Origin of the sequence: Muribacter muris, assembly GCF_001038205.1 — a bacterium.
GTDB lineage: Bacteria > Pseudomonadota > Gammaproteobacteria > Enterobacterales > Pasteurellaceae > Muribacter > Muribacter muris.
In genome coordinates this window covers 1-26,334 of record NZ_JWIZ01000009.1, presented here as the reverse complement: position 1 = coordinate 26,334, position 26,334 = coordinate 1, and the positions used below count along the sequence as shown (strand labels likewise).

Annotated in this window: 23 protein-coding genes and 2 pseudogenes; 17 read left to right on the top strand and 8 right to left on the bottom strand. The window is 44.8% G+C overall.

Translation table 11 applies throughout. The features are described 5' to 3' along the window. The first annotated feature begins 39 nt into the window (after nt 1-39). The 7 genes from hisB (at nt 40) to hisIE (ending at nt 5,683) form a co-directional block, all read left to right on the top strand. Complete coding sequence (gene hisB, locus RO21_RS01905; protein ID WP_047976110.1) at nt 40-1,125, top strand: bifunctional histidinol-phosphatase/imidazoleglycerol-phosphate dehydratase HisB; 1,086 nt, start codon at nt 40-42, stop codon at nt 1,123-1,125. Nucleotides 1,126-1,258: 133 nt separating this feature from the next. After that, complete coding sequence (locus RO21_RS01900; RefSeq protein WP_047976109.1) at nt 1,259-1,948, top strand: GNAT family N-acetyltransferase; 690 nt, start codon at nt 1,259-1,261, stop codon at nt 1,946-1,948. Nucleotides 1,949-1,970: 22 nt separating this feature from the next. Continuing rightward, nucleotides 1,971-2,561 (top strand): imidazole glycerol phosphate synthase subunit HisH, encoded by a 591-nt coding sequence (gene hisH, locus RO21_RS01895; RefSeq protein ID WP_047976108.1) that lies wholly within the window; start codon nt 1,971-1,973, stop codon nt 2,559-2,561. A gap of 28 nt (nt 2,562-2,589) precedes the next feature. Next, nucleotides 2,590-3,498 (top strand): DUF5655 domain-containing protein, encoded by a 909-nt coding sequence (locus RO21_RS01890; RefSeq protein WP_047976107.1) that lies wholly within the window; start codon nt 2,590-2,592, stop codon nt 3,496-3,498. Nucleotides 3,499-3,511: 13 nt separating this feature from the next. Beyond that, complete coding sequence (gene hisA / locus RO21_RS01885) at nt 3,512-4,261, top strand: 1-(5-phosphoribosyl)-5-[(5-phosphoribosylamino)methylideneamino]imidazole-4-carboxamide isomerase (protein WP_047976106.1); 750 nt, start codon at nt 3,512-3,514, stop codon at nt 4,259-4,261. Further along, nucleotides 4,243-5,016, top strand: coding sequence for an imidazole glycerol phosphate synthase subunit HisF (gene hisF, locus RO21_RS01880; protein WP_047976105.1), 774 nt, complete (start codon nt 4,243-4,245; stop codon nt 5,014-5,016). The genes hisA and hisF overlap by 19 nt, the downstream gene beginning before the upstream one ends. Before the next feature lie 49 nt (nt 5,017-5,065). Then, nucleotides 5,066-5,683, top strand: a complete 618-nt coding sequence (gene hisIE, locus RO21_RS01875; protein ID WP_047976104.1) for a bifunctional phosphoribosyl-AMP cyclohydrolase/phosphoribosyl-ATP diphosphatase HisIE — start codon at nt 5,066-5,068, stop codon at nt 5,681-5,683. A gap of 92 nt (nt 5,684-5,775) precedes the next feature. Here the strand turns inward: hisIE and RO21_RS01870 are convergent, their stop codons facing one another. The 4 genes from RO21_RS01870 to argS form a co-directional block, all read right to left on the bottom strand. Further along, nucleotides 5,776-7,665: a BCCT family transporter gene (locus tag RO21_RS01870; RefSeq protein ID WP_047976103.1), complete on the bottom strand. Its 1,890-nt coding sequence runs from the start codon at nt 7,663-7,665 to the stop codon at nt 5,776-5,778. Nucleotides 7,666-7,748: 83 nt separating this feature from the next. Beyond that, nucleotides 7,749-9,719, bottom strand: coding sequence for a BCCT family transporter (locus RO21_RS01865; protein ID WP_420911983.1), 1,971 nt, complete (start codon nt 9,717-9,719; stop codon nt 7,749-7,751). Nucleotides 9,720-10,275: 556 nt separating this feature from the next. Further along, nucleotides 10,276-10,899 (bottom strand): DUF805 domain-containing protein, encoded by a 624-nt coding sequence (locus RO21_RS01860; protein WP_047976101.1) that lies wholly within the window; start codon nt 10,897-10,899, stop codon nt 10,276-10,278. Between the two features lie 86 nt (nt 10,900-10,985). Next, nucleotides 10,986-12,713, bottom strand: coding sequence for an arginine--tRNA ligase (argS, locus tag RO21_RS01855; RefSeq protein WP_047976100.1), 1,728 nt, complete (start codon nt 12,711-12,713; stop codon nt 10,986-10,988). A gap of 39 nt (nt 12,714-12,752) precedes the next feature. Here argS and RO21_RS01850 point away from each other — a divergent pair, with 39 nt between their 5' ends. The 4 genes and pseudogenes from RO21_RS01850 (at nt 12,753) to yccS (ending at nt 16,458) form a co-directional block, all read left to right on the top strand. Continuing rightward, nucleotides 12,753-13,370, top strand: coding sequence for a VOC family protein (locus tag RO21_RS01850; RefSeq protein ID WP_047976136.1), 618 nt, complete (start codon nt 12,753-12,755; stop codon nt 13,368-13,370). A gap of 23 nt (nt 13,371-13,393) precedes the next feature. Further along, nucleotides 13,394-13,858, top strand: coding sequence for an outer membrane lipoprotein (locus tag RO21_RS01845; RefSeq protein ID WP_047976099.1), 465 nt, complete (start codon nt 13,394-13,396; stop codon nt 13,856-13,858). A gap of 21 nt (nt 13,859-13,879) precedes the next feature. Further along, entirely contained in the window at nt 13,880-14,176 is a 297-nt protein-coding gene (locus RO21_RS01840) for a hypothetical protein (RefSeq protein WP_047976098.1), read from the top strand. Between the two features lie 89 nt (nt 14,177-14,265). Beyond that, nucleotides 14,266-16,458, top strand: a pseudogene (gene yccS / locus RO21_RS01835) (YccS family putative transporter). Between the two features lie 6 nt (nt 16,459-16,464). Here the strand turns inward: yccS and RO21_RS01830 are convergent. Both RO21_RS01830 and RO21_RS01825 read right to left on the bottom strand, forming a co-directional pair. Then, entirely contained in the window at nt 16,465-17,211 is a 747-nt protein-coding gene (locus RO21_RS01830; RefSeq protein ID WP_047976097.1) for a class I SAM-dependent methyltransferase, read from the bottom strand. Continuing rightward, the gene (locus RO21_RS01825; protein WP_047976096.1) at nt 17,208-17,894 is read right to left on the bottom strand and encodes a M15 family metallopeptidase; all 687 of its coding nucleotides are present in this window, start codon (nt 17,892-17,894) and stop codon (nt 17,208-17,210) included. The genes RO21_RS01830 and RO21_RS01825 overlap by 4 nt, the downstream gene beginning before the upstream one ends. A 157-nt stretch (nt 17,895-18,051) precedes the next feature. Here RO21_RS01825 and RO21_RS01820 point away from each other — a divergent pair, with 157 nt between their 5' ends. Continuing rightward, entirely contained in the window at nt 18,052-18,813 is a 762-nt protein-coding gene (locus RO21_RS01820) for a Slam-dependent surface lipoprotein (protein ID WP_047976095.1), read from the top strand. A gap of 67 nt (nt 18,814-18,880) precedes the next feature. Here the strand turns inward: RO21_RS01820 and RO21_RS01815 are convergent, their stop codons facing one another. After that, on the bottom strand, nt 18,881-19,708 hold the full coding sequence (locus tag RO21_RS01815) for a glycerophosphodiester phosphodiesterase (protein ID WP_047976094.1): 828 nt from the start codon (nt 19,706-19,708) through the stop codon (nt 18,881-18,883). Nucleotides 19,709-19,941: 233 nt separating this feature from the next. Between RO21_RS01815 and RO21_RS01810 the strand changes: the two genes are divergently transcribed. The 5 genes and pseudogenes from RO21_RS01810 (at nt 19,942) to RO21_RS01790 (ending at nt 24,981) form a co-directional block, all read left to right on the top strand. After that, complete coding sequence (locus RO21_RS01810; protein ID WP_047976093.1) at nt 19,942-21,006, top strand: ABC transporter ATP-binding protein; 1,065 nt, start codon at nt 19,942-19,944, stop codon at nt 21,004-21,006. Next, complete coding sequence (locus tag RO21_RS01805) at nt 21,003-21,872, top strand: ABC transporter permease (RefSeq protein ID WP_047976092.1); 870 nt, start codon at nt 21,003-21,005, stop codon at nt 21,870-21,872. The genes RO21_RS01810 and RO21_RS01805 overlap by 4 nt, the downstream gene beginning before the upstream one ends. Then, nucleotides 21,869-22,713: pseudogene (locus tag RO21_RS01800) on the top strand (ABC transporter permease). The gene RO21_RS01805 and the pseudogene RO21_RS01800 overlap by 4 nt, the downstream one beginning before the upstream one ends. Before the next feature lie 19 nt (nt 22,714-22,732). Then, nucleotides 22,733-23,818: an ABC transporter substrate-binding protein gene (locus RO21_RS01795; protein WP_047976091.1), complete on the top strand. Its 1,086-nt coding sequence runs from the start codon at nt 22,733-22,735 to the stop codon at nt 23,816-23,818. Between the two features lie 62 nt (nt 23,819-23,880). Beyond that, the gene (locus RO21_RS01790) at nt 23,881-24,981 is read left to right on the top strand and encodes an ROK family protein (protein ID WP_047976135.1); all 1,101 of its coding nucleotides are present in this window, start codon (nt 23,881-23,883) and stop codon (nt 24,979-24,981) included. Nucleotides 24,982-25,012: 31 nt separating this feature from the next. Here the strand turns inward: RO21_RS01790 and dapE are convergent, their stop codons facing one another. Further along, entirely contained in the window at nt 25,013-26,140 is a 1,128-nt protein-coding gene (gene dapE, locus RO21_RS01785) for a succinyl-diaminopimelate desuccinylase (protein ID WP_047976090.1), read from the bottom strand. Between the last annotated feature and the right edge of the window lie 194 nt (nt 26,141-26,334).

Sequence of the window (26,334 nt, the reverse complement as noted above, 5' to 3'; positions counted from 1 at the left end):
TAACCCCTATTGAACAGGATAAACAAAGAGGACAACAAGATGCAACCCACTCTATTTATCGACCGAGACGGCACACTAATTGACGAACCGAAAACCGATTTCCAAATTGACAGTTTGGAAAAACTGAAATTTGAGCCGAACGTTATTCCTGCTTTGCTGACATTGCAAAAACGTTACCGTTTGGTAATGGTGAGCAACCAAGACGGCTTAGGCACAAAATCCTTTCCGCAAGCGGATTTTGACAAACCGCATAATGCGATGATGCAACTCTTTTCATCACAAGGCATTCATTTTGACGAGGTGTTGATCTGCCCGCATAAGCCTGAAGATCACTGCGATTGCCGCAAGCCGAAAACGAAATTATTACAAAAATATCTCGATGAAAAACGCTTTGATCCCAGCCAAAGTTTTGTGATCGGCGATCGGGAAACGGATGTGCAACTTGCTGAAAATTTGGGAATTCGAGCCTTACAATATCACCCTGAAAAGTTGAGTTGGGATCTGATTGTTGAAAAATTATCAATGCAACCGACTGCTTGCATTGAGCGTCCCCCACGCTATGCCGAAGTGGTGCGTAAAACCAAAGAAACCGACATTAAGGTGCGAGTTTGGTTGGATGAAACGGGAATGAATGAAATCAGCACCGGCGTGGGTTTTTTCGACCATATGCTCGATCAAATTGCGACACACGGCGGGTTCAGAATGAATGTGTCTTGCAAAGGGGATTTATGGATTGATGAGCATCACACTGTCGAGGATACCGCCCTTGCGCTTGGCACAGCAATCAAACAAGCTCTTGGCGATAAACGGGGCATTGCCCGTTTCGGCTTTGTGCTGCCAATGGACGAATGCAAAGCAGAATGTACCCTCGACTTATCCGGTCGCCCGTATTTTAAATTCAAAGCGAAGTTTAAACGGGATAACGTCGGCGATTTCAGCACCGAAATGACCGAGCATTTTTTCCAATCCCTCGCCTATACCCTAATGGCGACCCTGCACCTAAAAACTAAAGGCGACAACGACCATCACAAAATCGAAAGCCTGTTTAAAGTGTTCGGCAGAACCTTAAGACAGGCAATTAAGGTGGAGGGGAGTGAGTTGCCGAGTAGTAAGGGAGTGTTGTAATTTTCCACAAAACGGAAATACTGTGATCAGTAGGGGACGCCACGCTGGCGTCCCTAGAATGATTAGCTTGAAAGTGCGGTGGAATTTTGCAGAGTTTTTGGGATATTTGACCGCTTGTATAAGGAGAAAATCAATGAGGTACAATCAATTTAATCAACCGATAGGTAAAGTTCTGCCCGATTTTTCTAACGGCGAGTTACCGAATATTGCGTTATTACAGGGGCAATATTGCCGTTTGGAGAAATTATCCGCCGCTAAGCATATTGATGATTTATTTGAAGTCTATTCTTCACCACAGCATTATTGGACTTATTTGCCTTTAGAGCCTTTTCAGCAAAAAGAGGCGTTAATGGCTTATTTAAGCCAAATTGAAACCTCACAAGATCCTTATTATTTTGCAATTATTGATGAAGCGACTCAACAGGCTATCGGGACATTTGCGTTAATGCGGATTGATCAGCGTAATCGAGTGATTGAAGTGGGTTGGGTGATCTATTCCCCTAAATTACAGCAAACCAGAATAGCGACAGAAGCCCAATTTTTACTTGCCGAATATGTGTTTGAAATATTGAAATATCGCCGTTATGAATGGAAATGTGATAGTTTAAACGCACCTTCTCGCAAAGCTGCGTTACGTCTAGGTTTTATTTATGAAGGTACTTTTAGACAAGCACAAGTTTATAAGGGAAGAAATAGAGATACGGCTTGGTTTTCTATGCTAGATAGTGAATGGGAGAAAAATAAAGCCCGTTTTCAACGTTGGTTGGCAAATGACAATTTTGATGAAAACGGCAAGCAAATATTATCTCTTTCTAAGATTTGAAAATAATAATTAAGGACATTATGTGAACATCACCATCATCGACACAGGCTGTGCAAACCTGTCATCTGTCAAATTTGCCTTTGATCGCCTGAATATTCAGGCGGAAATTAGCCGTGATTTAGCTAAAATCAAATCCGCCGACAAATTGTTGCTCCCCGGTGTGGGAACAGCACAGGCTGCGATGCAGATTTTAAAAGATCGCAATTTGATTGACACAATCCGAAATGCGACCCAACCGATGCTTGGCATTTGCTTGGGAATGCAGTTAATGACCGAATTTTCTGCTGAAGGCAATGTGGCAACATTAAACGTAATGCAAGGCAAAACGAGCCTGTTACCAAATTGCGATTTACCCTTGCCGCATATGGGTTGGAATAAGGTCGGTTATAAGCCAGATCACCCGCTTTTTACCGGGATTGAGCAAGATAGCCATTTTTACTTTGTGCATAGTTATGCGGTATTGCCAAATCAACATACGATAGCAACGGCTAATTATGGCGTGCCGTTTTCCGCTGCGATTCAACGGAATAATTTCTATGGTGTGCAGTTCCACCCGGAGCGGTCGGGGAAAAATGGCGCATTATTACTTAGAAATTTTGTGGAAAATGTGTAATTAAAGAGAAGCTAAGAAGGTTGAGGAAATGCAATTATTAAAAAAAGCCAAAACTGAATTATCTGGGTTGAAAGAAATACCTTTTAAATTAGAGAAAGATATTCAGAGATTAGTGGAAAAGAATCTGAATGATATAACCGGTTTAATTTTTGTGAAATCAGAATTTAGCGTACAAAATCAGAGAATTGACACATTGGCATTTGATGAGGAAAACAAATCCTTTGTGATTATAGAATACAAACGTAATCATAATTATAGTGTATTTGATCAAGGTGTTGCATATTTACATACATTACTAAAGCATAAAGCTGATTTTATCTTAGAATTTAATGAACAGCTTAATAAAAAGTTACGTAAAGATGAGGTGGATTGGTCGCAGAGTAAAATTGTATTCGTTGCACCAACATTTAATAAAAATCAAAAACAAGCTGTTGATTTTAAAGATTTAAATATTGAATTGTGGGAAATTAAACAATTTGAAAATGATATTGTTGTTCTTAATGGTCTTGAAAAGTCTGCTTATCAGCCTAGCATTAAGCAATCTACTAAAAATACCGATGAAGAATTATCCGAAATTACTAAGGAAATTAAAACTTATAGTGAGGAAGATCATTTAATTGGGAAGACTGATGAAACAATTGAATTATATGAGAGCTTTAAACAAGCAATTTTAAATCTAAATCCTGAAATCAGTTTAAACGCAAAAAAACTCTATATCTCATTTAAATTAACCAGGAAAACGATTGCGGATATTCAAATTCATCAAAGACAATTAAAGTTATTTATTAACTTAAAAAAAGGTAAATTAGACGATGCTCGGAATTTAATGAGAGATGTTTCAAGTATTGGGCATTGGGGAAATGGTGATTATCAAGTTATCGTTAAAGATACCCAAGATCTTGAATATATTATGAGTTTAATTAAACAAGCGGTTTAGATAAGGAAAATATATGCAAACTTCACTTATTATCCCTGCCCTTGATTTAATTGATGGTAAAGTCGTGCGGTTACATCAAGGGGATTATGCCAAACAAACAACTTATAGCGATGACCCTATCGCTCAATTTGCCGAATATATCAGCCAAGGGGCGAAGCAACTGCATTTGGTTGATCTAACTGGGGCGAAAGATCCTGCTAAAAGACAGACTTCACTTATCGGCAAGATTATCGAAGCAACAAACTGCCAAATTCAGGTAGGCGGTGGTATCCGTACTGAGCAAGATGTGGCGGATCTACTGGCAGTCGGTGCAAATCGTGTCGTGATTGGCTCAACGGCAGTGAAAGATCGTGCAAGGGTAAAAGGATGGTTTGAGCAATATGGGGCGGACAAATTCGTTCTTGCCTTAGATGTCAATATTGATGTAAGCGGTCAGAAAATCATTGCAATTAGTGGTTGGCAAGAGGCAAGCGGGGTATCCCTTGAAGAATTGATCGAAGAATACCAAGCGGTCGGTTTACAACACGTTTTATGCACCGATATTTCCAGAGACGGCACGCTTGCCGGTTCAAATGTTTCCCTTTACCGTGAAATTTGTGCAGCTTTCTCTGAAGTTCAATTTCAATCTTCAGGCGGTATTGGTTCACTTGCCGATATTGTTGCACTCAAAGGCACGGGCGTTGCAGGTGTGATTGTCGGACGCGCCTTATTGGAAGGCAAATTTAATGTCGAGGAGGCAATTAAATGTTGGCAAAACGGATAATTCCTTGCTTAGATGTGAAAGACGGGCAAGTGGTTAAAGGGGTGCAATTCCGCAATCACGAAATTATCGGCGACATCGTACCGCTTGCACAACGCTATGCCCAAGAGGGTGCAGATGAACTGGTATTTTATGATATCACCGCTTCATCGGACGGTCGCACCGTGGATAAAAGCTGGGTGGAGCGAGTGGCTAAGGTGATTGATATTCCGTTTTGCGTGGCGGGCGGTATCAAGACGGTAGAAGATGCTGAAAAACTGTTTGCCTTTGGGGCGGATAAAATTTCGATCAACTCACCGGCGTTAGCCGATCCCTCTCTGATTTCCAGATTGGCGGATCGCTTTGGTGTACAGGCGATCGTAGTGGGGATCGACAGCTGGTTTGAAGCGGAAAGCGGCAAGTATTGGGTCAATCAATACACCGGTGATGAAAAACGCACTCGTCAAACCCAATGGCAGTTATTGGATTGGGTGAAGGAAGTACAACAGCGTGGTGCGGGGGAAATCGTACTAAATATGATGAACCAAGACGGTGTTCGCAACGGCTATGATTTGGCACAATTGAAAAAAGTGCGGGCAGTGTGTGATGTCCCTTTAATTGCTTCGGGCGGTGCAGGGGAAATGGTGCATTTTCGTGATGCGTTTATTGAATCTAACGTAGATGGTGCATTAGCAGCGAGTGTGTTTCATAAACAAATTATTCAGATTGGGGAGTTAAAATCTTACCTCAAACAAGAAGCTGTGAACGTTCGTATATAATTAACTGTAGCAAAACCCTAAAACAACTAGAAGAGCATTGAGGAATAATATGCAAATCAATCTAACCGAAATCAACTGGCAAAAAGTCGATAACCTTCTCCCCGTTATCGTGCAAAATGTAACAACCTGCGAAGTGCTGATGCTGGGCTATATGAACCCGCAGGCATTAGAAAAAACACTATTCGAAAAAAGAGTAACCTTTTATTCCCGTACCAAACAACGGTTGTGGACGAAAGGTGAAGCCTCTGGGCATTTTCTTAATGTGGTAGATATGAGCCTGGATTGCGATAATGACAGCCTGTTAATTCTAGCTGATCCGATAGGCGAAACGTGTCATACGGGAGCGGAAAGTTGTTTTCATCAATTTGAGCAGAGCGAGCTGGATTGGATCTTTTTCAGCAAATTGGAGCGGTTAATTGCCAGCCGTAAAGGGGCAGATCCGCAAAGTTCTTACACCGCCCAACTCTATGCCAAAGGCACAAAACGGATCGCCCAAAAAGTCGGCGAGGAAGGAGTGGAAACCGCCCTTGCTGCCACAGTGAAAGATCGTGAGGAAACAATTTGTGAAGCCGCCGATTTAGCCTACCACCTCACCGTCTTATTGCAAGATGCCGGCTTGTCTTGGGGTGATGTGATTGGTAAATTAAAACAACGTTCCGGCAAATAATCGTATTTTATGCCTCGTTGTATAAAATAAGGGACACAGTGTCCCTTATTTTATAGCGCATTTGCAAAAAAACGAGCCAAACCTACCGCTTGTTATGCTACGGCTAATTTTGCCGTATAGTAGGTTTCATATTGCTGTAAAATATCAGCGATAAGTTCATCTTTCGTTAATGGCTGAATTGCGTAGGATTTATCATTGGTGTAAACCGTTAATTTATATTCGTTTTGTGCGGATTTTTCCATTATCAGTGTGTAATGAAACGGCTGATTTTCTTGGTTCTCAATCCATAGTGTGATTTTCGGTATATCCGCATCAAAATCGGTTTCTAAATGGCTGCTTAACTCGTAAATACCAATCAGTTCTTGACGCAACTCTCGCATTGCAATTTGCGCCGTGCGTTTGAGATAAGTCAATATATCCTGTTGCTGATAAGGGGTTAATAGGTTTTCGAGCTGCATTCGCCAATCCTTTTCCGACCAAGATTGCGTATGGTATGTGTTATGGTGGTAGTGATAATCCAAACGTAGTCCTTTTAGTAGGCTTACCGCCATCATTAACATCAATAGAGCAAAGGGCAAAGAGAAGATCAGCATTGTGCCTTGTAGTGCTTCAATGCCACCCGATTGAAACAGAATAAAGGTGGTAATGCTCATCAACCCGCCCCAAAAGATGATTTGCCAACGGGGTGATAGTTGGCTTTTATCCCGTGATGAAATGTGATTGAGGATATAAACGCCAAAATCAATGGTTGTCATAAATAGCACTAAAATCAAACTTAATGTGGCAAGGTTTAATATTGAAGCAAAGGGCAGATAATCTAAAAACGCAAATAATAATTTTCCGCTTTGGTCGATCATTTCCGCTAATTGCCCATCGGCAAAATAGGTATTTACCCAAATTGCCCCGTTACCAAAAATAGAGAACCACAGAATAAAAAACAGGCTGGGGACAATTAACACTCCCAAAATAAATTCCCGTACCGTTCTGCCTTTTGAAATGCGGGCGATAAACAGCCCAAACGCCGGCGCCCACGAAAACCACCAAGCCCAGTATAAAATCGTCCACTGATTAAACCATTGTTGATGTTGCTGTTCGTAAATATAGGTTTTAAAGCTGGCGCTAACCAAACTACTCAAGTAGTAGCCGATATTTTCGGTAAAACTGGCAAGTAAATGAGCGGTTGGGCCGGCAAGCAACACGAACAGCATTAAGCAAAGAGAGAGGGCAAGGCTTAATTCACTGATTATCCGTAACCCTTTGGTGATCTTTTGGGTTGAAATGATAATTGCAATGAGAAAAACCGCCCCGATAATCAATTGAATGGTTACGCTAAATTCTTCGCTCAAGGCAGCATTAAGGCGAATTGCACTATACGCCAGTGTGGTAATCAAGCCGAAAATGGTCGCACATAGCCCCAAAATATCGATCACATCGCCTAATTTGCCGTTAATCCGTTGCTTGAGTAACGGATAGAAGCAGGAACGCAGTGAAAGCGGTAATTTATAGCGAAAACCGAAATAAGCAATCGCCAGTGCGATTAAACCGTAAATCGCCCACGCATTGATGCTCCAATGGAAAATGCTTTGAAACACCGCTTTTTGTTCAATGCTCTGTTGAGAAAGGGGAAACAGGGCGTGGGAAAGGGGTTCGGCAACGCCAAGGAAAATAATCCCAATCCCCATTCCGGCGGTAAAAAGCAGTGCAAACCAACTGGTAAGGCTGAGTTCCGGCTCGCTTTCATCATCACCCAATTTGGTATCACCGTAGCGGCTGAGTACCAAAAAGCCGAGAAAAAAGATGAAAAAAGCACTGGTGAGAATATAAACCCAGCCGAAATGGTGAAAAATCTGCTCCTTTGCCGCCAAGATCAGCGTAATTGCCGTTTCACGATCAAGCAATACAACGCCGATGATGGCACTGCAAAACAGCAAGCTAATCAGTACAACCGGCTTATTAAAGGTGGTGGCGAAAGGTACTCGCATTCAATTTCTCTCAATTTCGGCAGGCAAGCGGTGAGAATAGCTCCTCTTTTTGCAAACTCTTGCCCTAAACTCACCGCTTGTTTTTACTCTGCCAGCTCGGTTTGTTCGTGAGCCATCAATTCCTGACCGACATCATCTAATAAGCTGAGATAGCGTTCATACTGTTTGAGAATATCGGCAATCAGCTCGTTGCGGGTCATATACTGTACATCGTAACCGCTACGCCCGTCAAAGAAGTAGGTTATCGGCTGATAGGTCATTGAATGTTGCAAGTGCGGCAGATTTTCATCATCTAACAACTGCTCCGACACTTCGTGTCCGACCGATTTGATGCCGTACATAAAATCCCGCATTGATTCTTTACGGATAATCAATTCGACCGAAGGCTCTTCATTTTCAAAGGCTTGTACAATCTCAACATTCAGATTATGCACCCCGATTAACTCTTGACGTAGTTCCCGCATTGCCGGTAACGCCGTTTGTTTTAAGAATTTCACAATGTCTTTTTCTTGGGTTTGATTGAGCATTTGCCCTAGGCGCTCTTTCCATTTCTCGCCTGTCCAGAAAATGCTGGTTGGTGTAACTTTCGCGTCAAAATATTTTTTATCCACGTTCAGCCCTTTCCATAGGCTCAAGCACATTACCAACATTAACATTGCAAACGGCAGAGCGACAATCAGTGTCATCGTTTGGAGCGTGCTTAATCCGCCAGCACCCAGCAGCACAATCGCCACAACTGCCATTAACACGCCCCACATTACCGCTTGCCAGCGGGGAGAAGCCAAACTTTTATCCCGTGAGGCAATATTATTCAGCACATAAATGCCTGAATCGGCGGAAGTAATAAAAAACAGTGCAATAACAATCAATGTTACGACACCGGTAATCATCGGTAGCGGTAAGTAATCTAAAAAGGTGAACAGCAGTTTCTCCGGTGCGTTGATTAACTCGTGTAATGCACCGTTAGCCACGTTGAGATCGAACCAAATCGCACTATTACCGAAAACAGTGAACCATAAAACGCAGAATAGGCTTGGTACGGCAAGCACGCCGAAAATAAATTCACGCACGGTGCGTCCGCGGGAGATACGCGCGATAAACAGTCCGACAAACGGTGCCCAAGAACACCACCACGCCCAGTAAAGCACCGTCCAGCCGGTAAACCATTCGGTATTTTCCGTTTCGTAGGCATAGGTTTTAAAGCTCAACTCAACAATATGGCTTAAATAGAAGCCTAAATTATCGCTAAATGCAGAAAGCAAGTAGAGTGTCGGACCGGCAATTAACACAAATAACATCAGTAAAAAAGCCAAGCCTAAATTGATTTCACTGAGCATTTTGACGCCTTTACCGACACCAGAGATCGCCGAAAATACGGCAAGTCCCATTACCACCACAATAATCGCAATTTGGACAGCAAAGTTACTTTCCGATAGCCAGCCAAGTTGTTCAAGCCCTGCCCCCAGTTGTGATGCGCCAAACCCGAGAGTAGTGATAATCCCGAACAGGGTAGCAATTAGCGCCATAATATCAATACCATCGCCGATCTTACCGTTGATTCGCTCTTTTAATAACGGGTAAAAGCAGGAACGCAGCGCCAAAGGGAGCTTATAGCGGAAAGCGAAATAGGCAAGGGCAAGCGCTATTACGGCATACACCGCCCAAGCGTGAATCCCCCAATGGAAAACGGTGTGCAATAGTGCCTGCTGCTGACGTTGTTCCAAACTGCCGTGGGTAATATTGGAAAAGTAGTGGGTGAGCGGTTCGGCAACCCCGAAGAACATCAATCCCACCCCCATTCCGGCGGCAAACAGCATTGCCAACCAAGATAAAAATGAAAACTCGGGCGTTTCTTCGTTTGTGCCGAGTTTGATATTGCCTAGGCTGCTCACGGATAAGATGAGCAAGAAGCCGAGAAATATTGAAAAAGTTAAGACATAAAACCAACTAAAATTGGCAAAAATAGCGGCTTTTGCCCAGTTGAGTACGGATTGGCTCTGCTCGGGCAAGATTAAGGTTGCTAAGATCAGTAGCACCACCAACAATAAGGTCATTGAAACTACAAACAGATTAAATGATGAGTTATTTTGAATCTTTTTTAAAATCGTCAAAACATACACTCCTATTTTTAAATTGAGGTGATAGATCACAGTGTGAAATATCAATCGAACAGCCCGCCAAACGAGCGGGCAAACGGCGCATATACTGCGAGCGGGAGGGTGAATAAATACCCAAAAATAAGACGAAAATCAGTGATATTATGTTACTAATTTCTATAATTCCTTGAAAGTATAGCACATTATCCGTTTTTACGCAAAAACACCGTATTTTGTGCTTTTTTAGGCGAGATTAAAGGGAGGAATAATCGTGAAGTTCTGCGGTAAGCAAGCGGTTAATTAAACGGCATTTTTTGCAAAATATATGCTCTGCCGAAGTGATGGAAACTTGAACTTGGGTATATTGTCGGGACATTACGTCTATACTCGTTTAACCATTGTATTTTTATGATGAAACGATAACGTAGCACCCTACGGTTATTGACATAATCTCTTTATATACCGACTAGATAGGGGCAGAAATAGATGATCTAGCCGGCTGAATAGGAGAGAGCTATTGTGATTGTACTAATGGCGGTGTTTGTTGCTCGGATACGGTGTTTTCTACCGCTTTCGGATCCGGTCCGTATCGGTTGGTAAAACGTTGACCGTCTTTCAACAACAAAATACCGTGGAACACAAAGATAAACAGCAAGGAACATAAAATAATCAAATTAGTATAAGCGATTGTACTGCCGATTTCTCGCATTTGAGTTTCATCTATATGGGCGAGATTCGGTGGGACTAGCTCAAGGTATGATGTTATAAAGACAGAACCGGCAATGCTAATCAATAGGGGCGGCAGATAAGCGGCAAGCTGCCACCAGCCCGACCACCCTAAATCGTGTAGGCGGCGGGCATTTAGGCTGAACGTTGCCAGCGATATTACAATGACGTAGGCGAACAGCGCAATGCCAATCAATGCCATAATTACCCACATACCGATAAAACTCGTTTCAGACAAATTTGGCGATGTCGAAAAGAGATTAAGGGAAAAGAGGGCAGCGATAAGCATAAACACAAATTGGAAGCCGAGCTGCAATAGGATATTCGTCAGGATAAACCAACCGTATTCCGCCCGTCTTGCCCGCCCTTGATAGTTAAAAGTATTTTTTAATGCGTGAATAAACCATTTCATCGTCAAACCTCACAAAGAAAACATATTGCAAAAAAGTAGGGTCATTTGACCGCTTATCAATCAGGGGCGACTTAGCCCCTGCGACATTACATTTTTTCCACCGTCTTAATACCGAGTAAATCCAAGCCTTGTTTTAAGGTTTTGGCGGTTAAATACGCCAGTTGTAAGCGGCTTTGTTTTACGCTTTCTTCGGCATTGAGGATCGGGCAAGCTTCGTAGAAGCTAGAGAACACGCCTGCTAATTCATAGAGGTATTGGCATAAAATATGCGGCGTCCCCTCTTTTGCCACCACTGTGATCGCCTCTTCAAATTGCAGTAATTTTAGAGCGAGGCTGCGTTCTTTATCTTCGCTAAGGTGAATTTCGCCGCTAAGTTGGGTTGGGTCGATGCTCGCACGGCTGAAGATCGAACGAATACGGGTGTAAGCATACTGCATATAAGGGGCAGTATTGCCCTCGAAGCTCAGCATATTGTCCCAATCAAAGACGTAATCGGTCGTGCGGTTTTTGGAGAGATCGGAATATTTCACTGCCCCGATTGCCACCGCTTCAACCACGGCTTGTCGCTCGCAAGCGGTCAGATCCGGATTTTTTTCTGCAATTAATTTTGCCGCACGTTCTTCGGCTTCGTTCAGTAAATCGACCAGACGCACCGTACCGCCGGTGCGGGTTTTAAACGGTTTGCCGTCTTTGCCGAGCATCATTCCGAAGTTGTGATGTTCAAGGCTGAAGCTGTCCGGCACATAACCGGCTTTACGGGTAATCAGCCACGCTTGCTGCATATGCTGGCTTTGGCGAGAGTCGGAAAAGACCAAAGCACGATCGGCTTTGAGGGTATGGCAACGGTATTTTGCCGCCGCAATATCGGTGGTGGTATAGAGGAAACCGCCATCTTTTTTCTGCACAATCACGCCCATCGGCTCGCCGTCTTTATTTTTAAATTCATCAAGGAAAACCACCAATGCGCCGTCATCTTCCACTGCCAAGCCTTGCGCTTTGAGATCTGCCACAATATCCGGCAGCATTGGGTTATACAGGCTTTCGCCCATTACGTCTTTTTCGGTCAGCGTAACATTTAAGCGTTCATAGTTACGCTGATTTTGCTGCATTGTAATATCGACTAATTTTTTCCACATTGTGCGGCAATACTCATCACCGCTTTGCAATTTCACCACATAATGACGGGCTTTTTCGGCAAAGGCTTCGTCGTTATCATAGTGCGCTTTAGCGGCACGGTAAAAGGCTTCCAAATCACCCAGTTCCATTTCACTGGCGTGTTCGTTTTCCATTTTTTCCAAGTAGGCGATCAGCATACCGAACTGTGTGCCCCAGTCGCCGACGTGGTTTGCCCGAATGACCTTATTGCCCAAAAATTCCAGCACCCGCACTACGCTGTCGCCGATAATGGTTGAACGTAAATGCCCAACGTGCATCTCTTTTGCCACGTTTGGCGAGGAGTAATCCGCCACCACCGTTTGCGTGTGGTTCAAATGAACGCCGAGTTTGTCATCGGCTAAGGCGTGCTGAACATTATTCGCCAGCCAAGTGGGATTGAGAAAAATATTGATGAACCCCGGGCCGGCAATCTCTAATTTGTCGGCAATGCCGTTCAAATCCAGTTGATCCAACACGTTTTGGGCAAATTCACGCGGGTTTTTCCCCAATTTTTTGGCAGCGCCCATTATACCGTTTGCTTGGTAATCACCGAATTGCACCTTGCCCGATTGACGCACAAGCGGTTCAACATTGTCGTCTGCCCCCGCCTTAATCATTGCGTGCTTGATTTTTTCCGATAGAATGTGTTGAATATTCACGATAATTCCTATTGATGATACGTTACAAAAATGGCTGTAATGATACTAAAAAACCCCGCTAAAAACTCGCCTTTTGCAAATTTTTTCGTAAAACTGACCGCTTGTTTCGGTGAGTTAGCCGAGTTTGAACGGAAAATCCGGCAAATTAGCGACATCGCCCGCCTGCCCCTCGCACAGTTTGAGATCGATCATTTGGCGGTGAGAATGAATAATATTGAGACAGCACATCAATGGCGAACCTTGTTGGAAGAAGGTGCAGCGTTGCTGAAAGAGAGTGAAGTCAATGGGCGACCAATCAGCTTATTTCGTCTTTATCAGCCCCTCGACTTTCTCGGTCAACGGGTGTCGGTGATTGAATTGCCGTTTCCGAAGGGCAAAGTCTATGCTGAACAAGGTTGGGAACATATTGAGGCGGTTGTGCCGCTGTTGCCGGCAGAAACGATCGAGCAGTGGATTACAAGGGTATGCACACAATTTCAGTTAGCGGAAAATCCGGCGTTAATATTGAAAATCAGCCAGCCGTACGTGAGCGGTGAAAGATTAGCCAATCCGACCATTGCGATCCGATTACGAGATGCAACTTATAGCAATCCTACTTGTCTGAAGCTGCATCCTTATTCGATTGATGACGTTGTACGTTCGGAATCTAGAGATTAACCTTTAATTTTTTGGAGCATAAAATGAAAAAAATCGGTTTAGCCGCTGCGTTAATGGCAAGCTTTGCATTGGTAGGTTGTTCAAATACGGATATTTACAGTGGTAGCGTATATAGCGGTAGCCAAGCGAAAGAAGCGCGGGCAATCAGCTACGGCACGATCGTTTCGGTGCGTGAAGTGAAAATTCAAGCCGAAAATAACGGTGTGTTAGGCACAGTCGGCGGCGGCGTATTGGGCGGCATTGCCGGTTCAACCGTGGGAGGTGGCCGTGGGCAAGCGATTGCAACCACTGTGGGCGCAATTGCCGGTGCGATGATCGGCAGTACCGTTGAAGAAAAAGTGAGCCAAGTTTCCTCCTTGGAAATGGTTATCCGTAGAGATAACGGACAAGAAATTGTCGTTGTGCAGAAAAAAGAAGCTGGTTTTGTGCCGGGCAAACGTGTTAGAATTGTTGGTTCAAATTCGGCTCTTAATGTTTCACTGCTATAATCTTTAGCATTCGGATTATAAATGAAAAAATTTTCTCTTATCCTATTTATCAGCACAGTGATAACGGCTTGCTCTACTCTTGATGAAGAAAAAGGTAATGCCACTATCTTGAGTATCCAATATTTGCCTGACAACCAAGTTGAACTGGTCGTTCAAAAAGATAATGGCGAATTAGCCGTGTTATTGCGGGAGTACGATGAGCACGATATTGCTATGGGAAAACGTATAGATGTAGAGGAAGTAGAGGAAACAGAACAAACCATAGAGAGCAATGAAGAGCCAGCTCTAAACCTTTTGCCAGGTGAAGAGGCAAAATAATCTTTCGGCAAAACCTCGACACGCTCGAGGTTTTTTCCGGCTGAAATTCGCCTAAAATGGCAAAAAATCGCTGAAAACAGACCGCTTGTATGAACACCTTGCTCAAAAAGCTCTCTTTCGATTGGTTGAATGCGAATATTGTCGGCACATTACCCATTTTCTTTGCAACCAACCTTGCCGCCCTTAGCATTTGGCAGCTCAATATTTCCGAACACACAATGCCGTTGATGCTGGGGATTATCGCCGCCGGCTTGTCCGATTTGGATAACCGCCTAACCGGCAGGCTCAAAAATCTCTTTTTTACCTTGGTTGCCTTTGCGATCTCTTCACTGTCTGCGCAACTTGCACTGAGCCACGGTTGGCTGTTTATTCCGCTGATTACCCTGATCACCTTTGTGGTAATTATGCTCGGTGCAATCGGGCAACGTTACAGTACTATCGCTTTCGGCACTTTGCTGGTCGCCCTCTATACTACATTGAGCTACAACCCGACTGTGCCTTGGTATAGCAATACCTTGCTGATTTTATTCGGTACGCTGATCTACGGTTTTGTCGCAGTGATTGTCTATCTTTGTTTCCCGCACCGTGCGGTACAGGAAAATATGGCGCAATATTTTGAGGCACTGAGCCGATATTTGCAGATCAAAGCCGATTTTTTTGACCCTGACGATACCGATTGCCTCCCCGCCAAGCAATTCGCCCTCGCTCAAGCCAATATTGCGGTAATGAGTGCATTTGATAAAACACGGGTGGCGTTGTTTTATCGCCTGAGGGGGCAGCACCGCCATTTACGCACCCAAAAGATGCTGCGTTACTACTTCATCGGGCAGGATATTTGGGAACGGGCAAGCTCCAGCCACTAGCAATATGATACGTTGTTTGAGCAACTTAAAAATACCGATCTGATTTTCCGCTTTCAACGGGTTTTGGAACTACAAGCCATTGCCTGCCAACAGGTAGCAACAGCTTTACGGCATAATCAGCCTTATCAGCACAATGTGCGTGGTGAAAAAGTATTGGCGGGTTTGATTCAATCCCTCCGTTACCATCAGCAACAGGGTGTGTTACAACGGCATAAACTGCAATCCATTGCGGATAATCTGCGCAATATTGAGGGGCAGTTGGCACAACTTGCCGACGATAAGAAGAATATCGATCTTCGCAAAAAATCACCGCCAACCGCCCGCTTGATCGCCGAAAATGTGTCCGGATTTCGCAATATGGTGCAGGCAATCCGCAGCCAGTGCCATTTGGGATCGCAACTGTTTCGCCACGCCGTACGGCTTTCGATTGTGGTATTTTTATCCAGTTTAATGGTAGAACTGTTTTCGATTGAGCAGGGCTATTGGATTTTGCTGACCGCTGTGTTGGTGTGTCAGCCGAACTATTCCGCCACCAAAAAACGCCTGACACAACGTGTAATCGGCACTGTGCTGGGGGTGATAGTCGGGCTGTCTTTCCGCTATCTTTCCCCAACCCTTGAAGCGCAGCTCGGCATATTAGTTGCGTCCAGTAGCCTGTTCTTTTTCTTTCGCTCCAACAATTACAGTTTTTCCACCTTTTTCATCACGATTCAAGTGTTGGTCAGTTTTGATGTGGTCGGGTTAGATCCGAACGGCGCAATGTTGCCGCGGATTTTTGACACACTGATCGGCGTAGGCATTGCGTGGTTTGGGGTCGCTTATCTGTGGCCGGATTGGCGGTTTGTCAATCTGCATAACAGCTTGCGGGAAACCTTAAAAGCCAGCGCTCACTATTTACGCCATATTGTTGCCCAGTTACAGTTCGGCTATCGGGATCAGTTTTCCTATCGAGTGGCACGGCGGGCGGCGCAAAACGCCGTTACCGGATTAAGTACGGCGGTATCAAATATGGCGGGCGAGCCGAAAAAATACCGTCAGCCCCTTGAGTTTGCCCCTACTTTGCTCGGTTTGAGCTACACCTTGCTCAGTTATATTTCTGCTTTAGGTTCGCAGCGTACCCAAAGCGAGAGCCTTAATCATCATATTGATTTTGCCGCTATTTTCTTCAAACAGGGTAAACAAATCGCCAAATTATTGGACAATATGGCAAAAGGTGTCGATTGCAACGAGCAAAAGATTTTGGCGATGGATACGCAGCTACAAACGTTTGAGGCACAATATCAGCACTGTATTGACGAGCAGAGCTTGGTACTGTTGCAGCAACTACGCCTAATTGTGCAGATGCTGCCGCAACTTTGGCATTTTGTGGAACAGGAAAAGCATTATAATCACCACAAAAAGCAGCTTACACCTGCCTAATTCACCTTATTTGAGGTGGGAGAGATAGACATCAAAGCGATGATTTTTGGTGGTCTGACTGAAATCCGGCGTTTGTCCGGCGAGAAACGGCGCATAGTCGGGGCGTTTAACCACCACGCGTTTACGGGCAAGCCGTTTTGCCGGTGCAAAAAACGCATCGCTGTCTAAATCTGCGCCGACTAAATGTTGAAAGACCCGCATTTCTTTTTTGACTAACGCACTTTTTTGCTTATGCGGGTACATTGGGTCAAGGTACACCACATCGGCAAACTCAGTATCGGGAGATAATGCCTCGATCGTGCGTGCGTCCGCCAAGACCATTCGTTGTTGCATAAAGCCCCCGATTTCCGCATCTTGATAGGCACGTTGCAGACCGTCTTCCAGCAAGGCACAGACGATCGGCTGGCGTTCAACCAGCACCACTTTGCAGCCGACATACGCCAGCACAAAGGCATCTCGCCCCAGTCCTGCGGTGGCATCGATCACGGTCGGCAAATAATCCCCTTTAATCCCGACCGCTTTAGCAACCGCTTCCCCCCGTCCGCCGCCGAATTTGCGCCGATGTGCCATTACACCATCGACAAAATTGACCGCAATCGCCCCCAATTTCGGCTCGTCCAATTTGCGCAGTTCCAATCGCTCATTTGTTTGTACTAACGCCAAGATTGCATCGGGGGTATGCGTGAGCTGCCATTTTTCGCAAACGGCTTGAAACCGTTCACGAAAATCACTTTGGTTAATCAACTGGATCATAAAATAAACCGTTCAAAAATCTCATCAAGGTGGGCAAGCAAACAGGCTTTACCGGCAATCTCTTCACCCTGCCACGCCGTTTGCAATATTTCAGCAGTAAACGACCGCTCGTACTGCTCGGCAAGGGGAAAATAGCTGATATGCCACGGCTCTTGCCCTATGTGTTTGTCCGTTTGCTCTAAAAACGGAAAGTAAAAGCCAAAGGTCTCGCTATTGACGAGCAGCCAGTTAGTGAGTTGTTGAAAATAGCCGCCCGTTTGGTACTCCCAAGGTTCAAGCCGCAAAGTCTGATCCGGCGGCAGTAAATCGGGATCGAAAATATCAATTTCCGTCCCCCAATGATGGCGGCTCGTCCCCGGCATTGCCGACCAACGCAAAATCGCTTGGCTTTTTTGCCAATCGGACAGCCCGCTAAATTCAATCGCGCAACCGTGATCATCGTGGACTTTTCGCTCACCGTTAAATTTAGCGTTCCAAATCATTTTTTGCCGCTCAAAGTCCCGATAGGTGCTGGCGGGCTGAAGATTAAAGCCCGCTCGTTTCGCCGCCTGTTGTAACGCAAGAAAGGCAGTAACCGCCTCAGGTTGTAAGGCGTGTTTATCGGATAACGGGTTCGGTAAACCGGCTAAATGCTCACGGCTTTTACCGGTCAGAACCGCGTTGAAATTTGCAAAATTAGGCATTCATCTCACCGCTTGTATGGGTTTATCACCGTGCTAATTATAAGAGAAAACCACAAAATCAAAAAATATTTGCCGCCGAAATCGTTCTTAAGTTTTTCTTCATCTTTTCTTGTTTAAATTGCTGCCGTATTCACACAACACTTAAAATGAGGTCTTTATGAAATCTTTAGCAAAAATGAGTTTAACTGCTCTGTGCCTTGCTACCCTTACCGCTTGTTCCAGCGGTGGCAAAGGCGATGACGATTCCAAAGTGGTTTCGCCAAATCGTGTCGGCACACCGACTGCGGTGCAAGCGAACGGTAATACGCAAGCTCAATCCGGTAATGCGTCCTCAAATCAAGCCGCTAACCAAAATGCAGCAGTGGCTTCAACGGGCATTCAACAAGGCACGCTTTCGCCGACCACATTAGTGGTGGACGGCACAAGCTATAATCTTGCACCGGTTGGCGTTTCTGCAAGAGAAATCCACTCGTTTGGGGCGAATGTCGAATTAGTGCGTGAAGTGGAAGACAACGGCCAGTATTTCGGCTTTACCTCAAAAGGGACAGGCACACAACGTTACGCCTATGCCGGCAGCTTAGTGCCGGAAACGCAAAATATGCCGACACAAGGCATCGTACGCTACGAGGGTGATGTTGTGTATAGCTACGGCGGCCCGATGAGAGACGGCGATGCGGAGCTGATGGCAAATTTCGGGACGAAAACCCTATCCGGTGTCTTTGAAAACAGCCACTACGGTAATGTTGCCGTGAATGCCACAATTAACGGCTCGGCATTTAACGGTCAGGCGGTGGCACAAGGTGTTGCCCCAGCCACCCTTTCCGGTAAATTCTACGGTGTGAATGCCAACGGGATTGCCGGCGTATTCGGCAATGCGGATAACACCTTAGGCGGTGCATTTGGGGCGGATAGAGAATAATTTCCCCAATACTCATTAAACGGGAGCGCCGGTTTTATCCCGATAAAATCGGCGTTCCCATCATAGCTTAATATACCCGTTTACCCGCCTGTTCAATCAAAGATTTGAGATAGGGAATGTCATCGTGGCTTAACATATCAATGAGACCGGCACGAAGCCATTCAATAATCTCACTTTCGGCATCATAGCCGTATTTCGCATTGTAGGCTTGGGTGGGGCTAATACCGTCTTTGGACTCGTGCAGATACAAGCGGACGGATAGCCCCGCTTTTTTGTAAGCCTCTAAATCATTTCTATGTACATAGTGATATTCCACACAGACGCTGTCGGCATTAGACGCCAACACCGCAGCGAGCTGGTTTTGGTAACGCGCTAGGGTAACGACTTGTAATTTGACTTCGGGATAAAGTGATTTAACCTGATTGATCAACGTGTGGTCGAATGCCAATAATAGAATGTGATTCACCGCCCCGGTTTCTCTAATAAGATCCGCCAAGACTTCCGCAAATCGTTGATGATTCCGCCGCTGCTTCGCTTCAACGACTAAGCCCAAATTATGTTTCACCGCCCAGATTAGCACTTCTCTTAGCTCTGGAATTTCCGTGCCGACAAACGCCGAGCCAAATTTTGCTCCATAATCATATTGGCGTAACTGGGCGAGGGTCATTTGTTCGACATATCCTTCACCATTAGATACCCGCTCAATCGAAAAATCGTGAATGACAACGATTTTTTCATCTTTGGTCATCGCAATATCCAATTCGACACTGTGTGTACCCGCTTGATACGCACCGACAAAGGCAGCCATTGTATTTTCCGGATAAGCAGCACTGTAACCACGATGGCTATTCGCCAACACAGTATTGTGCTGGCTCACGTTAAACTGAAAGCCCATAGAGACTCCTTTTGAGTTAAAAAATTAAATTAAATTGTATGGCAAAGTTATTTTATACGCAATTATTTATACGACATAGTCATCATATTGTCATAAAAGTCCGCTATTTTTAGCACAAGTTTGTGAACTTTATCACAAAATGCAAATAAATAGAGTTTAAATATTAAATTCTATTAAAGTATCGTATATAGTTTAAACATTTCAGTCAATATGACACGTCGAGGAGGTTCGCAATGGCAAAACTGGAAATCAAAAATGTTACCAAGAAATTTGGCGATTTTTATGCGGCAAAAAATATCTCGTTTACGGCAGAAGAGGGGGAATTTGTTACATTGCTTGGGCCAAGTGGTTGTGGCAAAACCTCGTTACTTAAATTGATAGCCGGTTTTTATCAGGCGGATGAAGGCGAGGTATTGATCGGAGATAAAAATGTTAATTTTGTTCCGCCTGAAAAGCGTAATACTGCAATGTGCTTTCAATCTTATGCGCTTTTTCCGCATTTGAATGTTTCGCACAATATCTGTTATGGGTTACAACAAAAGAAAATCGAAAAAGCCGAACAAGCGGGACGTTTGAATACCGCATTAAAGCAGATGGATTTGGAAAACCATAAACTGAAAATGCCGAATCAACTTTCCAGTGGTCAGCAACAACGGGTTGCTCTAGCCAGAGCAATGGTTACACGGCCGGATGTCATTTTATTTGATGAGCCGCTTTCCAACCTTGACGCAAAATTGCGTGAAAGTGTCCGTTTTGAAATCAAGCAATTATCTCATCAATATAATTTAACCAGCATCTATGTAACGCACGATCAAGCGGAAGCCCTCGCGATGTCCGATAAAATTATCGTGCTAAATAAAGGCAGTATTGAGCAGATCGGCACCCCCCAACAAATCTACCACCAACCGATCAACCGCTTTGTTGCCGATTTTATCGGCATCGCCAATATTTTCGAGGCTCAGGTTAAGCCAATCGGTGAAAGGATCTACCAAGTGCGTTCTTTATTAGGTGAGTTTCATGTTGAATCGCCACGCCCGCCGGTAGCAGAGCGTATTTATGTCTGTTTCCGCCCCGAAGATGCACTACTTGCACAAGCGCATACAGACGAAAACACATTTACGGTGGAAGTGAAGCAAACGGCGTTTATGGGGAGCTTAACCGAAATCCAAGCGGTTATCCCTCAATACCCTGAGAAAATACTGCGTTTGCAACTGACGAAATTCCCCGAACTCCCAACAGATAACCGCTTAACCTTTACCCTTGCCCGCAATGCCATTCACTTTTTGGAGGCAGTATGAAAAACGTTCGCCTAGATCTCAAAGCGTGGCTCTTGTTAATACCCGGCTTAGGCACAATTTTGCTACTAATGGGCTCGACTTTTTATATCGTTGTCCTGCAAAGTGTCGGACTGTATAACATCTTTGGTGATGAAAGCACTTTTACTTTACACCATTGGCAAGCGGTGCTTTCCGATGAAATTTTTCAAAAATCGTTCGGCTATTCCGTGAAAGTGGCTTTGCTCGGTGCGATATTGTCTATTATTGTCGCCTATCCGATAGCAATGTGGTTGCGTAAACCGATTCCCGCGAAAGTCGCAGTTATTACGATTTTGCGCGCTCCAATGCTTGTCCCCGGCTTAGTCGCTGCGTTTTTATTAGTCAATATCATCTCCTATCACGGTATCCTCAATGAATTATTCATCTTTTTAGGTATTTGGAAACAGCCCCATACGTTACAGAATGATGATTTTGGCTGGGGCGTGATTGTGTTGCAAATGTGGAAAAATATTCCCTTCGCACTGATTTTAATTGGCGGTGCGGTCAATTCCCTAAAATCCGATCTGTTTGATGCCACCGCTAATCTCGGTTCAACCCCGTGGCAACGCTTCCGTTATATCGTCTTTCCTTTAAGCCTAGGCGCTGTTCAAGTCTCCTTTATTCTGATTTTTATCGGCGCACTGGGGGATTTTGCGTTTTACAGTATTGCCGGCCCAAGAGATACCTATTCTCTCGCCCGCTTAATGCAGATGACGGCATATCAATTTGAGGAATGGAATCAAAGTGCGGTAATGGCAATGATGATTATGCTGACATCCGCTTGCTTTACCGTGTTAATTTCGGTGCTGATCCGACCGCTTGCAACGAAAAGAGGAGAGATACAATGAATACAATCATCACCACCAAAAACGGTCGGCTCATCGGCAAAATTGCGATCATCTTTTTTCTTATCGCCAACACGATTTGGCTATTTATTCCTTTTCTAATGGCTGGGCTATGGTCGTTTGTTGATCCGAAAGCGCCTTGGAGTTACCCCGATATGCTGCCGCCTTCGCTCTCTCTTGAGCGTTGGGTCAATGTATGGCAACAAACCTCTTTGCCGGAAGCGATGCTCAATAGTTATACCATCGCACCGGTGGTTGCATTGATTGCCATTTTATTAGCCATTCCCACCGCTTATGCGTTCGGCAGAATGCAATTTAGAGGGAAAAAATGGCAGAGCTACTTACCCTCATTCCCCTTGTCATTCCCGGAATGATTATTGCCCTGTTTTTTAGCCAAATGCTGTTATCGCTGAATATTACAACGCCTTTTATCGGCATTGTGATCGGGCATACGGTAATGGCGTTGCCTTATGCTATCCGGATTTTATCCGCAGGGTTCAGTGCTGTTCCCCAAGATTTAATTGATGCCAGCCGTGATCTCGGTGCGTCCAAACTCACCACCTTTAAAGATGTATATTTACCGATGTTAAAACCTAGCTTTTTGGCTGCCATTATTTTTTGTTTAGTCAAAAGTTTGGAGGAATTTGCGATCGCCTTTGTCATCGGATCACCGGATTTTATTACTGTTCCGACGATCTTATATTCTTTCTTGGGCTATTCCTTCATTCGCCCAAACGCTGCCGTTGTTTCACTGATTTTGATGATTCCTAACATTATTTTAATGATGATTATCGAAAAATTACTGAAAGGTAATTATCTCTCTCAATCCACAGGCAAAGCCTAATGACTTATAGGAGCATATTATGCGTAAACTTAATACCCTCATCGGATTTAGCACCGCTTGCGCAACGGTATTTTTTAACGGTAGCGCACAAGCAAACGACTTGAGCCAAAAAGCGTGGGCAGATATTGAAGCCCAAGCAAAGCAAGAAGGGCAGGTGGTCGTCAGCATTTGGTATTTACAACCGCAATTCCGTACCTTTGTCAAAGCCTTTGAACAGCAGTACGGAATTAGCGTTAAAATTCCGGAAGGGACATCGGAAGGTAATATTAACAAATTGCTTGCCGAGAAAACGTTAGAGAAAGGGAAAATGGATGTTATCGCCATTGGTGCAGATGCTTACCCGACCGTACAAAAAAGCGATGTATTAGCCGATTTAAGCCGGTTACCAAATTTCTCAACCGCGAACCACTTTTTACAAGGTGTTGAGTTAGGCACACAAGCGGTCGGATTTTGGGGAAATCAAACCGGTTTTGCATACGATCCGCTACGCTTAACAGAGGAACAACTGCCGCAAAGTTGGCAGGAAATGCAAGCCTACATTGAAAAGCAGCCTCGCAAATTCGGTTATGCCGATCCAAACGGCGGTGCATCAGGTAAAGCCTTTATTGAACGTGCATTGATTTATATTAGCGGGGATTATGATTATCAGCACCAAGAGTTTAATCAAGCACAAACCGAAAAATGGCAAGCCACTTGGGATTGGTTCGCACAGCACAAAGAGAAGATGACCCGAACATCTTCCAACGCAGACAGTTTAACCCGTTTAAATGACGGAGAGTTAGATTTAGTGTCCGCGTGGCAAGATCACCTGTTTAGTTTGCAAAAACAAGGGGCAATTACCCCTCGTCTCAAATTTTATATACCGAAATTCGGTATGCCCGGCGGTGGAAATGTGTTAGGTATTGCAAAAAATAGTCGTCATCCGGCCGCTTCCTTGCTGTTTGTGAATTGGATTGTCTCACATCAGGTGCAACAAAATCTGCATCAAGCCTTCGGCGTACGTCCGCTAGATAACCAAGTCGGAAAGGCTGACGTACTATTTTTCCCTGCCCATTGGGGCAAAAATGCAATGGCAACGTTTACTAAAGAGGTTGTTGCAAAATAATCGGTTGATCAAATAGGGCAATAAAGGCTACGATAAGTAGCCTTTATTTTCCCAATATGATTATGTCATCAAATAACCCGATTTTATCCTTAAATGCCAGTGAACGCCTACTGCTACGCCTTATTCGTCAGCATTCTCCTTCTCGAGCCATATTAAGCCAGCTATCAGAGCTAACACCGGGAGCAATCACTCAATATTGCCGAAAATTGCTGTTTTTAGGGCTGATTAAAGAAAATGAAAAAGCGGTTAAAAAGCGGGGACAGACCTCCTATCATTTAACCTTAAACCCAACCGCCTGCTGTTCTATCGGCGTTACCTTTCTAAGCGAAGCATTTCACCTTTCCTTAGTCGATTTTTGTGGCAATAAACTTGCGAGTGAATGCCATACCTATCAAACAAAAACGGATTTAGATCGCTTATTTAGTCAAATCAAAAATGCAATCAAGCGGTTACTTGAGAAGAAATTCTTGCAAGAAGCCCGTATTCTTGGTGTTGGCTTTTCTGTTTCCGGCTACTTATTATCGGACAGTTCCCGCTCATCGCCTTGGTTTCCTTTACTGCAAAATCAACCCCATTTGGCGGATAAATTGACCCAGTATTTAGGGTATCCGTGCAGGATTGAAAATAATATCAATACCATTGCTATCGGCGAGTATTATTCGGGCGCGTGGCGGGAAAACGATGATCTTATCGTCATCAGCCTTGATTTTGGGATTGGTGCAGGTGTCATTTCACAAGGTAAGTTCATTCAAGGCGGCTTTGGCAATGCCGGTGAAGTAGGAATGCTATTCAGTTACGAGCAACCCCGTCCAAGTTGGAATGATTTAGTCAAAAGCCTCGGTAAAGAGAATATAACCGAGGCGGGCATTTTAGCACGATTTGACGAGCAAGATCCGACACTCTATCATTGGCTGGATCGTGCAAAACCGCAGGTGCTTTCATTAGTCATTTCGGCAATCGCTTGGCTTGATCCAAAAGTGATCGTTATTACTGGAATGCTGCCTAGACCCCTTATTGATCATATTGCGACATATATCCGGCATTCCTCGTATTTCAGCCAAACGGAACGCCCCCTTGCACAATTAGATACCACCCAAATCGGCATTGAAAATATTGCCTTGGGGGCGGCGATCTTACCGATTTACTTTTTACTGAATGAATAGTGATGATGGGGCGAAAATCGCCGCCCCTTTTCTATAACAATTTAGTCAGAATACGGTGGTAAATGTCGCCGCATTTGGCGAGATCGTGAATATCAACACATTCATTGACTTTATGAATGGTGCGGTTTAGCGGGCCGAACTCGACCACTTCTGCGCCCATTTGCGCAATAAAACGCCCGTCCGATGTGCCGCCGCCGGTTTCTAATGCTGGGGTAATCGAAGTAATCTCTTGTACGGCAGCAACGGCGGCTTCCACCAATTTGCCTTGTGCGGTGAGAAACGGTTCGCCCGATAACTGCCAGTGAATACGGTAGCGCAAGCCGTGCTGTTCAAGCAGTTCCGCTACTGTTGCTTGAATAATTTGGTCGTCCACTTCGGTGGAATAACGCAGGTTAAACTGCACATAAAGCTCGCCAGGGATCACGTTATTTGAGCCTGTTCCCGCCTGAATATTGGCAATTTGCAGGCTGGTCGGTGGGAAATAGGCGTTGCCTTGATCCCACTGATAAGCGGTGAGCGCCTGTAAAAATGGTAGTGCTTTGTGTACCGGATTATCCGCCAAATGCGGATAGGCAACGTGCCCTTGTACTCCCTCAATGTAAAGGGTGGCGGTGATCGAACCCCTCCGCCCGTTTTTAATCACATCGCCGAGCTGTTGGGTGCTGGAAGGCTCGCCGACCACGCAATAATCAATTCTTTCGCCCCGTGCCATTAGGGTTTCAACCACTTTGACCGTGCCGTCTTTCGCTGCGGCTTCTTCGTCTGAGGTAATCAGCAAGCCGATTTTGCCGTGATGATCGGGGTTTTGGCGGACAAATTGTTCGGCAGCCACCACCATTGCGGCAAGCGAACCTTTCATATCCGCCGCACCCCGCCCGTAGAGCAGATCGTCGTCAAGGTGTGCGGCAAACGGCGGATATTGCCACTGGTTTTCATCGCCGACCGGCACAACATCGGTATGACCGGCAAAGGCAATGCAAGGGCTGCCCGTGCCGTGGGTTGCCCATAAATTCAGGGTGTCGCCAAACGGCAGCCACTCCAGTTGAAAACCAAGCGTTTGTAACCGCTCGGCAATAATGTGTTGGCAGCCTTGATCATCAGGACTAATAGACGGTCGTTGAATCAGCTGCCGTGCCAATTCGATAATCTGTGTTTGCATTTTTCCCTCAACAAGCGGTGGGTTCGCCGTGATTTTTTGTAAAATTATTCATAGGCGAATTTTGCAGTATTATGTAGCAAATGCACAAAAATAGAAATTTTAACAGAATGTAGGGACACACTGCGTGTGTCCTTTATAAAAATCAAATTATTTCAATAGGTTAAAATCCGGACACACGCAGTGTGTCCCTACAA

Coding starts and splice junctions, on each gene's coding strand:
- hisB (WP_047976110.1), top strand. CDS start 40: ATGCAACCCACTCTATTTATCGACCGAGACGGCACACTAATTGACGAA.
- RO21_RS01890 (WP_047976107.1), top strand. CDS start 2,590: ATGCAATTATTAAAAAAAGCCAAAACTGAATTATCTGGGTTGAAAGAA.
- hisF (WP_047976105.1), top strand. CDS start 4,243: ATGTTGGCAAAACGGATAATTCCTTGCTTAGATGTGAAAGACGGGCAA.
- hisA (WP_047976106.1), top strand. CDS start 3,512: ATGCAAACTTCACTTATTATCCCTGCCCTTGATTTAATTGATGGTAAA.
- RO21_RS01805 (WP_047976092.1), top strand. CDS start 21,003: ATGAAAAACGTTCGCCTAGATCTCAAAGCGTGGCTCTTGTTAATACCC.
- RO21_RS01820 (WP_047976095.1), top strand. CDS start 18,052: ATGAAATCTTTAGCAAAAATGAGTTTAACTGCTCTGTGCCTTGCTACC.
- RO21_RS01825 (WP_047976096.1), bottom strand. CDS start 17,894: ATGCCTAATTTTGCAAATTTCAACGCGGTTCTGACCGGTAAAAGCCGT.
- RO21_RS01860 (WP_047976101.1), bottom strand. CDS start 10,899: ATGAAATGGTTTATTCACGCATTAAAAAATACTTTTAACTATCAAGGG.
- RO21_RS01850 (WP_047976136.1), top strand. CDS start 12,753: ATGATACTAAAAAACCCCGCTAAAAACTCGCCTTTTGCAAATTTTTTC.
- RO21_RS01795 (WP_047976091.1), top strand. CDS start 22,733: ATGCGTAAACTTAATACCCTCATCGGATTTAGCACCGCTTGCGCAACG.
- RO21_RS01815 (WP_047976094.1), bottom strand. CDS start 19,708: ATGGGCTTTCAGTTTAACGTGAGCCAGCACAATACTGTGTTGGCGAAT.
- RO21_RS01840 (WP_047976098.1), top strand. CDS start 13,880: ATGAAAAAATTTTCTCTTATCCTATTTATCAGCACAGTGATAACGGCT.
- RO21_RS01845 (WP_047976099.1), top strand. CDS start 13,394: ATGAAAAAAATCGGTTTAGCCGCTGCGTTAATGGCAAGCTTTGCATTG.
- RO21_RS01790 (WP_047976135.1), top strand. CDS start 23,881: ATGTCATCAAATAACCCGATTTTATCCTTAAATGCCAGTGAACGCCTA.
- RO21_RS01870 (WP_047976103.1), bottom strand. CDS start 7,665: ATGCGAGTACCTTTCGCCACCACCTTTAATAAGCCGGTTGTACTGATT.
- RO21_RS01865 (WP_420911983.1), bottom strand. CDS start 9,719: ATGACCTTATTGTTGGTGGTGCTACTGATCTTAGCAACCTTAATCTTG.
- dapE (WP_047976090.1), bottom strand. CDS start 26,140: ATGCAAACACAGATTATCGAATTGGCACGGCAGCTGATTCAACGACCG.
- RO21_RS01830 (WP_047976097.1), bottom strand. CDS start 17,211: ATGATCCAGTTGATTAACCAAAGTGATTTTCGTGAACGGTTTCAAGCC.
- RO21_RS01810 (WP_047976093.1), top strand. CDS start 19,942: ATGGCAAAACTGGAAATCAAAAATGTTACCAAGAAATTTGGCGATTTT.
- hisIE (WP_047976104.1), top strand. CDS start 5,066: ATGCAAATCAATCTAACCGAAATCAACTGGCAAAAAGTCGATAACCTT.
- RO21_RS01900 (WP_047976109.1), top strand. CDS start 1,259: ATGAGGTACAATCAATTTAATCAACCGATAGGTAAAGTTCTGCCCGAT.